This is a genomic window from Microbacterium sp. NPDC055910 (assembly GCF_042271185.1).
Taxonomy (GTDB): Bacteria; Actinomycetota; Actinomycetes; order Actinomycetales; family Microbacteriaceae; genus Microbacterium.
In genome coordinates this window covers 1-10,190 of sequence record NZ_JBHJZS010000054.1, presented here as the reverse complement: position 1 = coordinate 10,190, position 10,190 = coordinate 1, and the positions used below count along the sequence as shown (strand labels likewise).

Here is a 10,190-nt window from a genome sequence, read left to right as displayed (position 1 = left end):
GGGTGCGATCGCACCCCACCCCGAAGACGGCTAGCGGGTTATCAGCCCGCCGGGTACGCGGCGTACGGAGCCGTCGCCGTCTTGACGACGATCTGACCATCGAAGTCGAGGGTCGAGGTGACCGTCGCCTCTCCGGCCGGGACCGAGGCCAGGCGCGAGTTCACCGAGACCGACACCGTCTTGCCGGGCGCGACGTTGGTGAACGTCTTGCTGCCGTAAGCAGTGGTGATCTCGATGTCCGCAGGCACCGTCGCGTTGTTCGTCGCCGACACCGACAGGTAGACCTTGCCCGCGAGCGTGCGAGCGGTCGTCTCTGCCGTCACGGCTTCACCGATGGTGAAGGCGTAGTTCTTCGTCTCGGAGATGTTCCCCGCGATGTCGTGCGCGTTGTAACGGAGCGTGTAGGCGCCGTCGGGCAGGCTCACGGTCGACGTGTGCGTCGCCGAGGTGGCGCCGTCCACGTTCGTCTGCGTGCCCTTGACGATCCGACCGTCCTGGTAGACGTTCGCGACGATCGTCTTGAGGCCCGTGTCATCGGTCGCCTCGAGCTCGATGACGAGCTCGTCGTGCGGGCCGACGTACGACGGCGAGACGAGGTTCGTCTCGGGACGCTGCGTGTCAATGACGCACTCGACGGTCGACGTCGCGGCCGAGTTGTTCTCGGACGTGGCCGTGATCGAGATGCGAGCACCCTGCGTGCCTGCACCGTCGCGGTAGGCGTAGACGGGCACATCGACCGTCTCGCCGGCCGTCGCCGTCACGATGGCGCTCGGGGTGTGGACGTTCCAGCCCTCACCCGCGACCGTCGTCGAGATGCGGTAGATGTCGCTGTTGGCAGCGGCATCCTCGACAGCGGAGCCCGTGTTCGTCAGCGGAACGACGCACTGCGCGATCTGACCCTGCTCGACGGCTTCCTTGCCCGCCGTGAGCGCCGGCTGAGCGAGGCTCACGCCGCGCTGCTGCGGACCGGCGTTGCCGATCGAGCGGACGGCCACGTCGTACTCGAGGAGGCCGTCTTCGTCGCGACGCATCTCTTCGATGTAGAAGTGCAGGCCGTTGTACTCGTCGACGTACTCGTACTCCGAACCGGAGTTGACCCCGGCGTGGAAGAGGGCGTCGTTCAGCTGGCGCTGGTCACCGCGCGTGATCGGAATCGGCGTGCCGTCACCACGGATGTAGTCGAGCGTGTCGATGTCCTGCGGGTTGGCGTCGATCGTCCAGAGGAACGGGTTGCGGTCGGCGACCTTGGTCTTCGAGATCATGACGCCGGCGTCGGGCTGGTACGAGTCCGTGCCCATGCGGTCGATGACTTCGAGCGTGTAGTGGTTGAAGCCACCACCGTCGCAGTCCCACTGCGCGCGGCGCGTGCAGGTGCCGTTGGACTTGTCGCCACCGTCGAGCGCGAGGTTGATGCCCGTGAGGCGACCCTCGTGCGTGACGGCACGCGTCAGCAGGTTGGCCGTGATCGAGCCCTTGGCGGCGATCTCGGTCGTCGAGGTCTGCAGCACGTTGTCCTCGCCGATGATGCCGAGGTTCAGACGGTTGCGCAGCGCGACGCCGGCGGGGCCGGATCCACCCTGCACCGAGGGGATGTTCCACCGCGTGTGCGTGCCACCGGGGCCGTTGAACGAACCGCGGGCCATGATGTCGAACGGGCCGGAGGTGTCGCGGAGCGGGCCGCCGTCTGCAGCGTCCGTGCCGTACGGGTTTCCGTAGTTGTCCGAGATCTCGAGGATGTGCGCGAACTCGTGCGCGAACGTTCCCATGCCCGACGACTCAGCCTGCGTCGAGTTGCCGGCGCGCGTCGCGGTCGGGAAGTTGGCGTTCGGCCAGTGGCTGATCGCTGCCTTCCACGACGTCCACGGGATGTAGCGCGTCTTGGCCCAGTTGGCCATGTTGTTGCCGTTCTGGTCCGGCGCGAAGCCGTTCTCGTCACGCGGCGGGCCGAATGCGTCCGGCACGTCCTCGGGAGCGGCGAACATCATCTGACCGAACTCTTCCCACGTCGACGACTCGTCCTGGCCGGCCGTGATGTAGAAGACCTGGTCGAACTGCGTCAGCGGGTCGGCGATCTCGAGGTCGGCAGCCCACAGACGGTTCGCGTCGGTGCGGATGACCTTGTTACACGTGTCGCCCTGCGGGCAGAACGCCGCATTCGGACGGTTGAAGCTGTCGTTCAGACCGTACTCGTGGATCTTGCCGGGCATCTCGTAGGGGCCGAAGGCCTCCATCTGCACGCTCAGACGACCGCCGGACTGCTCCATCCAGTAGTCGTTGAGCGTCTGGCCGTTGTTGAGCTCGCTCGGCGTGTTCAGCAGGTCGAGATAGAACTGCGGCACGTCCTCGCGAGCGACGGGCTCGAAGCCGGCCGTCGGGTTCTTGAACGCGTCGGATTCCGGCTCCTGCGTCACGACGAAGGGCTGGTTCGGGAAGTCGAGCAGGACGATGGCACCGTTGAAGGTCTGCTGGCTGCCTTCGGTGTCGTTCGCCCAGTCGGTGTTGGGCACGGGGACGTAGTCCGCGTGCGTCATGTCGTCCATGTTGACCCAGTTCTGCGGGTCGACCGGCTCGAGCACCGACGGATCGATGATCGGGTCGGCGGGCGCTGCAGTGGCCGCCTGACCGGCGATGGCACCGGTCATGACGACACTCAGGGCAGCCGTGGCGGCAAGCCCTGTGCGCCAGCTGCGCGAACGCATTCGGCGTGGTGATGTCAAGAGATCACTCCTCTGATTCTTGTTGCATGCGCCTCGGCACCCGTGGGCAGCGTTACCCCCAGCAAGGCACACACCTGTGACTTGTAGCATGTCACGCACTCATAGCGCGTGGGGATCGGGAAAAGTGGCCTGTACTCTTCGGAAAGAGTGATGAGTGCGGGCGATGCCCGCGAATTCCGCGTCGTTACGCGGCAGACCGGCATTTACCCCCCCTTGTTCTGAGCGGGTGTCCGGAGAGGGCGATGTTACGGTTCCGCATACGTCCGAAACCGCGAGAAATCGCTGTGATAGGACTGATACGTCACACAGCGCGAGGCTGCTTCTGTGGTCTCGTCATTCAGCGCTGAACCCTTGCAGACAGGAGAAGCATGGCTACCGCTACGACTACTGGTCGTCGCATCGTCATCGGTCTCGGTGGAGCGGCGGCATTCGCCCTCGTTCTCGCCGGATGTGCCGGTGGCTCGACGTCCGACGGCACCGACGAGGGCACCACGGGCGGTGAGGCCATCATCATCGGTACGACCGAGCAGGTGACGGCCCTCGACCCCGCGAACGCCTACGACAACGGGTCCTTCACGGTCATGAACCAGATCTACCCGTTCCTCATGAACTCCGTCCCCGGCGACGCCGAGGTCAAGCCCGACATCGCAGAGTCGGCCGAGTTCACGGCGCCGAACGAGTACACGGTCACCCTCAAGGAGGGCCTGACCTTCGCCAACGGCAACGAGCTGACGTCGTCCGACGTCAAGTTCTCGTTCGACCGCCAGCTGGCGATCGCATCCGAGACCGGACCGTCGTACCTGCTCGGCGCGCTCGAGTCGGTCGAGGCTCCGGACGACCTGACGGTCGTCTTCACGCTGACGTCCGAGAACGACCAGACCTGGCCCCAGGTGCTCTCGAGCCCCGCCGGCCCGATCGTCGACGAAGAGGTCTTCCCGGCCGACGAGGCACTGTCGGACGACGACATCGTCGCGGCGCAGCCCTTCGCCGGTCAGTACGTCATCGAGAGCTACGACTTCAACAACCTGATCTCGTACAAGGCGAACGACAGCTACGACGGCCTCCTGGGCGCACCGCTCACCTCCGAGGTCAACGTCAAGTACTACACCGACGCGTCGAACCTCAAGCTCGACGTCCAGGAAGGCAACATCGACGTCGCGAACCGCACGCTGTCGGCTACCGACATCGATGACCTCCGCGGCAACGACAACGTCAAGGTCGTCGACGGCCCCGGTGGAGAGATCCGCTACCTCGTGTTCAACTTCAACACGATGCCCTACGGCGCCACGACGCCCGAGGCTGACCCGGCGAAGGCTCTCGCCGTCCGTCAGGCCATCGCCGACGTGATCGACCGCGAGGCCATCGCCGAGCAGGTCTACAAGGGCACGGTCGAGCCCCTGTACTCGTACCTGCCCGAGGGTGTTCCCGGCGCCACCGTGTCGCTGCGCGACGCGTACGGCGACGGCAACGGTGGACCCGACGTCGACAAGGCCACGGCAGCCCTCGAGGCCGCCGGTGTCGCGACGCCCGTCGAGCTCAACATCCAGTACGTCGCTGAGCGCTACGGCCCCTCGTCGGGTGACGAGTACGCCGTCATCAAGGACAGCCTGGACTCGAGCGGTCTGTTCACGACGAACATCCAGTCCACCGAGTGGGTCACCTACTCGAAGGACCGCGTCGCGGACGCGTACCCGATCTACCAGCTCGGCTGGTTCCCGGACTACGCCGACTCGGACAACTACCTGACGCCGTTCTTCGCGACGGACAACTTCCTCGCGAACCACTACTCCAACGCCGAGGTCGACGCACTGCTCAAGCAGCAGGGCTCGACGGTCGACACCGACGAGCGCGTCGCGCTCATCGAGGAGATCCAGGGAGTCGTCGCGGGCGACCTGTCCACGCTCCCGTACATCGCGTTCAGCCAGAACGCGGTCACGGGCACGGACGTCTCGGGCGTCGAGAACACGCTCGACCCGACGTTCAAGTTCCGCTACGGCGTCATCACCAAGGGCTGATCGCTCCGCGTTCAGTCTGAGAGGAGGTGGTCCGACCACGTCGGACCACCTCCTCATTTTCTTGCCAGCCCCATCCGACCCGAGGATCCGACCCCATGACCACGACGGCAACCCCGCAAGAGGCGCCGGCGTCTCCACGGAGCACACGCCAGAAGAAGACTCGTTCCTCCGGTGGCAGCCTGTGGCGCTACATCCTGATCCGCTTCCTGCTGATCTTCCCCACGATCTTCATCCTCGTCACCCTCGTCTTCGTGCTCATGCGCACGACCGGTGACCCCATCACGGCAGCTCAGGGCGGACGCCTCCCCCCGGACAAACTCGCTGAACTCATCGCGGCTGCCGGCTACGACCGTCCGCTGTGGCAGCAGTACATCGACTACCTCGCTCAGCTGCTGCGTTTCGATCTCGGAACGACGCTGACCACGAACCGCCCCGTCGCCGAGGTTCTCATCACCTACGGTCCCGCGACGTTCGAACTCGTCTTCTTCTCCGTCATCGTGGCCCTGATCGTCGGCATCCCGCTCGGCGCGGTCGCTGCCTACTACCGTGACCGCGGCCAGGACGCCATCCTGCGAGTATCGGCGATCCTCTTCTACGCCACCCCCGTCTTCTTCTCCGGTCTCCTGCTCAAGCTCGTCTTCGCCGTGTGGCTGAAGTGGCTCCCGGTCGCCGGCCGGGCCTCCACGGGGGCGGAGCTGCAGATGATGCGCCTGGACAACTCCTCGGGCTTCTACACGATCGACGCCTTCCGCACCGGCAACCCCGCCGTCATCATGGACGTGCTCTCGCACGCCGTGCTGCCGGCGATCGCCCTCGGTCTGCTCACGGCCGGCGTCTTCCTCCGGCTCGTGCGCACCAACATGATCGGCACGCTGTCCACCGACTACGTGGATGCTGCCCGCTCGCGCGGCGTGAGCGAGTTCCGCCTCGTGCGCAAACATGCCTTCCGGCCGGCGCTCATCCCGATCATCACCGTCATCGGCATGCAGATCGCGCTCCTGCTGGGTGGCGCCGTCCTCACCGAGACGACGTTCGAGTGGAAGGGGCTCGGGTTCATGCTCGCCCAGTTCCTCCAGTCGCGTGACTTCGTCGCCGTGCAGGGCATCGTCGTGCTGCTCGCGGTGATCGTCGCCCTGACCAACTTCCTCGTCGACATCGTCGCGGCGATCATCGACCCGCGAGTGAGGTACTGACATGACGACCACCACCACCGTCACCCTCCCGCCCATCCAGAAGCAGTCGTGGCTGAGCCGGCTACCCGTCGTGCACCAGCTGCGGCAGTCGGTCGGACTGCAGCGCGGCATGCTCATCGCGGGCCTCGTCATCACGTTCGTCTTCATCCTGACGGCGCTGCTGGCCCCGTACATCTCGCCGTTCAGCTTCAACCAGCGCCGCGGTGAAGACGGCGTCTTCGGTGCGCAGCAGCCGCCGTCCGGCGAACACCTGCTCGGAACGACCGTCGGCGGCTACGACGTGCTGTCGCGCGTCATCTGGGGTGCCCAGACCGCGCTCCTGGTGATCGTCGTCGCCGTCGCACTGTCGATCTTCGTCGGCGTGCTCCTCGGGCTCGTCTCCGGCTACCTCGGCGGCTGGGTCGACCGCGTCCTGGTCGTCGTCTGCGACGCCATCTACGCGTTCCCCTCGCTCCTGCTCGCCATCGTCATGTCGATCGTGATCTCCGGTGGGCAGTCGAGCCTCATCGGCGGCGTGCTGGCGGCGGCGATCTCGATCACGGTCGTCTTCATCCCGCAGTACTTCCGGGTCATCCGCGCAGAAACCGTCCGGATCAAGGCCGAGGCGTACGTCGAGTCGGCCAAGATGCTCGGGGCTTCGAACCGTCGCATCATGTTCCGGCACGTCCTGCGCAACGCGACCCGCACGCTGCCGCTGATCATCACGCTGAACTCGTCCGAGGCGATCCTTACCCTCGCGGGCCTCGGCTTCCTCGGCTTCGGCATCGAGCCGACGGCAGCTTCGGAGTGGGGATACGACCTCAACAAGGCGATGTCCGACGTCACGAGCGGCATCTGGTGGACGGCCCTCTTCCCGGGTCTCGCCATCGTGCTCGTCGTCCTCGGCATCACGCTGGTCGGTGAGAGCCTCAACGACCTGGCCGACCCGCGTCTGCGCGGACGCCGCCGCGTCGCGAAGGCCGCCGGCCTCGTCGCCGAGACCTCGGTCGTCCCCGGTGGCGAGCTCACCGCGGGCCCCGGTGGACTCAAGGGCCTGGAAGACGGCGAATCGTTCGAAAACCACGGAATCGGAGAACGCTCGTGAGCAACAGCGTCGTCGACATCACCAACCTGGGCGTCTCGTTCGCCACGGACTCCGGTGCCGTCAAGGCCGTCAACGACGTCTCGCTGACGGTCGAGCGCGGCGAAGTCGTCGCCATCGTCGGCGAGTCGGGCTCGGGCAAGTCGGTCACGGCCAAGACGATCCTGGGGCTGCTGCCCGAGACGGCGACGGCTCACGGCACCGTCGTGCTCACGAGCAAGGACGGGTCGTCGAACACCGAGATCCTCGGCGCCGACAAGCAGACGCTGCGCAGCGTCCGCGGCACCGATGTGGCGATGGTCTTCCAGGAGCCCTCGACCGCACTCAACCCGGTCTACACGGTGGGATGGCAGATCATCGAGGGCCTGCGCGCGCACACGCGCATGAGCTCGAAGGAAGCGCGCCGTCAGGCGATCGACATCCTGCGCCGCGTCGGCATCCCCGATCCCGACACCCGCGTCGACTACTACCCGCACCAGTTCTCGGGCGGACAGAAGCAGCGCGTCGTGATCGCGATGGCGCTCGTGCTCGACCCCGGCCTCATCGTCGCCGACGAGCCCACGACGGCGCTCGATGTGACCGTGCAGGCGGAGATCCTCGATCTGCTGCGTCGCTGCCGCGACGAGTTCAACACGGGGATCGTGCTCATCACGCACAACATGGGCGTCGTCGCCGACCTCGCCGATCGCGTCGTGGTGATGTACCAGGGCGATGTCGTCGAGCAGGCCACGGTCCACGAGCTGTTCACGGCGCCGAAGGCCGACTACACCAAGAAGCTCCTGGCCGCGGTCCCCCGCATCCGTCCCGCCGAGGTCAGCGAGCGCGAGCGCTTCGTGCCCGACCCTGCCGCCGAACCGGTCGTCGTGGCCGAGGACATGCGGATCGAATTCCCCGGACGCATGGGCAAGCCCCCGTTCGTCGCCGTGGACGGCATCTCGTTCGAGATCCGTCCCGGTGAGGTGCTCGGTCTCGTCGGCGAATCGGGTTCGGGCAAGACGACGACCGGTCGCGCGATCGGCGGGCTCACCAAGATCACGGGCGGCTCGCTCAAGGTGCTCGGCACCGAGATGTACCGTGTCCGCGAGCGGACGTTCAAGCCGCTGCGCAGCCGGATCGGGTTCGTCTTCCAGGACCCGGCGTCCAGCTTCAACCCGCTGCTGACGATCGCCGAGTGCGTCGCCGAGCCGCTCGTCATCCACGGCCGCGCACGCAACCCCGAGGCCGCGCGGGCACGTGTGGACGAACTCCTCGAGGCCGTGCAGCTGCCGCGTTCGTACGGCGACCGCTACCCGCACGAGCTGTCCGGAGGACAGCGTCAGCGTGCGAGCCTGGCCCGCGGACTCGCGCTCGAGCCCGAGCTGCTGATCGCCGACGAGCCGACCTCGGCCCTGGACGTGTCGGTGCAGGCCCGCGTGCTGGACCTGTTCACCGACCTGCAGCGGGAGTACAAGTTCGCGGCGCTGTTCATCAGCCACGACCTCGCCGTCGTCGACCTGCTCGCCGATCGCATCGGGGTGCTCCACCGCGGCAAGCTCGTCGACGTGGGACCGAACGCGCAGATCCTGCACGCACCGAAGGCTGCCTACACGCAGCGACTGCTGGCATCCCTTCCCGTTCCCGACCCCGACGAGCAGCGCGAGCGCCGCGAACTGCTCGCCTCGCTCACGTCGTCCTAGCGCGACGCGAAGCCCCCGGCACCGTGAGGTGGCCGGGGGCTTCGCCGTTGACGGAGCGGATGCCGCGGCATCCGGATCGTCACGCTTCAGCGGGCGTCGCCGCAGCGATCGTCTGGTCCTCCTCGGTCGCGACGAGCTGCCCGCAGGCGCCGTCGATCTCTTTGCCGCGGGTGTCGCGCAGCGTCGTGGGGATGCCCTTCGCCTCGAGACGGCGGACGAACTCCTCTTGCGCGGCGCGGGTCGACGACGTCCACACTGAGCCGGGCGTCGGGTTGAGGGGAATCGGGTTGACGTGCACCCAGCCGCGACCGCGCTCGTTGAGCTTGTCGCCGAGCAGGTCGGCGCGCCAGCCGTGGTCGTTCATGTCCTTGATGAGGGCGTACTCGATCGACACCCGGCGTCCGGTCCGGTCGAAGTAGGCGCGGGCGGCGTCGAGGGCTTCGTCGACCTTCCAGCGCGAGTTCACCGGGATGAGCTCGTCGCGCAGCTCATCGTCGGGGGCGTGCAGCGACAGCGCGAACGTCACGGGGATGTTCTCGTCGGCGAGCTTGCGGATGGCCGGCACGAGGCCGACGGTCGAGATCGTGATGCCGCGCGCGCTCATGCCCAGGCCGTGCTTCTTGTCGACCATGACGCGCACGGCCTGCATGACGCGTGCGTAGTTGGCGAGGGGCTCGCCCATGCCCATGAAGACGATGTTGGTGACCCGCTCGTCGGCATGCTCGCGCGGGCCCAGGCGGCCGTCTCGGATGAGCCGGTTCGCGCGGATGATCTGCTCGATGATCTCGGCGGCGGACATGTTGCGGGTGAGCCCGGCCTGACCCGTCGCGCAGAAGGGGCAGTTCATGCCGCAGCCGGCCTGGCTCGACACGCACAGCGTGATGCGGCCCGGATAGCGCATGAGCACCGACTCGACGAGCGCGCCGTCGTGCAGCTTCCACAGGAACTTGACCGTGTCGCCGCGGTCGGTCTGCAGACGCCGCACTTCGGTGAGCAGCGGGGGCAGCATCCCGTGCACGAGCTCTTCGCGACCGGATGCCGGCAGGTCGGTCATCTCGGCGGGGTCGTGCGTGCCGTGGGTGAAGTAGTGCTTCTCGAGCTGCTTGGCGCGGAAGCCGGGCAGGCCGAGCTCGACGACCTTCTCGACGCGCTGCTCGGGAGTGAGGTCGGCGAGGTGCACGGGCGGCTTGCCGCGCTTCGGAGAGGCGAACTGCAGCAGGGGCCGGCCCGCGGCATCCTTCTTCTGCGTCCACCCCTCGGTGCGCGGTCGCACCTGCGTCGTGTCGCGCGGGGTCGTCGAGCGCACGGGGGTGTCCCGCGGTGTCGTCGAGCGCACGGGGGGCTGAGTCGTCATCCCTCGAGCGTAGGCGACGCACCTGGACGCCCGTCGACCGTCGCCGGTCGCACGGGTCGCCGCCGGTCGCCGCCGGTCCCCCTCGGCCGCCCTCGATTGACCGCGAGACTGCAACGGCGCGCCGAGACTGCGGGTAGACCCCACGGTCTCGGCG

The 10,190-nt window shown here is 67.2% G+C and carries 6 protein-coding genes; 4 read left to right on the top strand and 2 right to left on the bottom strand.

Annotation, left to right across the window (positions count from 1 at the left end; translation table 11 throughout):
* Positions 1 to 41: 41 nt before the first annotated feature.
* Positions 42 to 2,642, bottom strand: coding sequence for a M6 family metalloprotease domain-containing protein (locus tag ACFC3F_RS14625; protein WP_376131303.1), 2,601 nt, complete (start codon positions 2,640 to 2,642; stop codon positions 42 to 44).
* Positions 2,643 to 3,085: 443 nt separating this feature from the next.
* Here ACFC3F_RS14625 and ACFC3F_RS14620 point away from each other — a divergent pair, with 443 nt between their 5' ends.
* The 4 genes from ACFC3F_RS14620 (at position 3,086) to ACFC3F_RS14605 (ending at position 8,682) form a co-directional block, all read left to right on the top strand.
* Positions 3,086 to 4,732, top strand: a complete 1,647-nt coding sequence (locus ACFC3F_RS14620) for an ABC transporter substrate-binding protein (RefSeq protein ID WP_376131300.1) — start codon at positions 3,086 to 3,088, stop codon at positions 4,730 to 4,732.
* 95 nt (positions 4,733 to 4,827) lie between these two features.
* Positions 4,828 to 5,925 carry an ABC transporter permease gene (locus ACFC3F_RS14615; protein ID WP_376131297.1) on the top strand — a complete coding sequence of 366 codons (1,098 nt, stop codon included), beginning with the start codon at positions 4,828 to 4,830 and terminating at the stop codon, positions 5,923 to 5,925.
* A 1-nt stretch (position 5,926) separates the two neighbouring features.
* On the top strand, positions 5,927 to 7,009 hold the full coding sequence (locus tag ACFC3F_RS14610) for an ABC transporter permease (protein WP_376131294.1): 1,083 nt from the start codon (positions 5,927 to 5,929) through the stop codon (positions 7,007 to 7,009).
* Positions 7,006 to 8,682 carry an ABC transporter ATP-binding protein gene (locus tag ACFC3F_RS14605; RefSeq protein WP_376131291.1) on the top strand — a complete coding sequence of 559 codons (1,677 nt, stop codon included), beginning with the start codon at positions 7,006 to 7,008 and terminating at the stop codon, positions 8,680 to 8,682. The genes ACFC3F_RS14610 and ACFC3F_RS14605 overlap by 4 nt, the downstream gene beginning before the upstream one ends.
* 79 nt (positions 8,683 to 8,761) lie before the next feature.
* Here ACFC3F_RS14605 and rlmN read toward each other — a convergent pair whose 3' ends face one another.
* The gene (rlmN, locus tag ACFC3F_RS14600) at positions 8,762 to 10,036 is read right to left on the bottom strand and encodes a 23S rRNA (adenine(2503)-C(2))-methyltransferase RlmN (RefSeq protein WP_376131288.1); all 1,275 of its coding nucleotides are present in this window, start codon (positions 10,034 to 10,036) and stop codon (positions 8,762 to 8,764) included.
* Positions 10,037 to 10,190: the final 154 nt, after the last annotated feature.

Coding starts and splice junctions, on each gene's coding strand:
- ACFC3F_RS14625 (WP_376131303.1), bottom strand. CDS start 2,642: ATGACCGGTGCCATCGCCGGTCAGGCGGCCACTGCAGCGCCCGCCGAC.
- ACFC3F_RS14620 (WP_376131300.1), top strand. CDS start 3,086: ATGGCTACCGCTACGACTACTGGTCGTCGCATCGTCATCGGTCTCGGT.
- ACFC3F_RS14615 (WP_376131297.1), top strand. CDS start 4,828: ATGACCACGACGGCAACCCCGCAAGAGGCGCCGGCGTCTCCACGGAGC.
- ACFC3F_RS14610 (WP_376131294.1), top strand. CDS start 5,927: ATGACGACCACCACCACCGTCACCCTCCCGCCCATCCAGAAGCAGTCG.
- rlmN (WP_376131288.1), bottom strand. CDS start 10,036: ATGACGACTCAGCCCCCCGTGCGCTCGACGACACCGCGGGACACCCCC.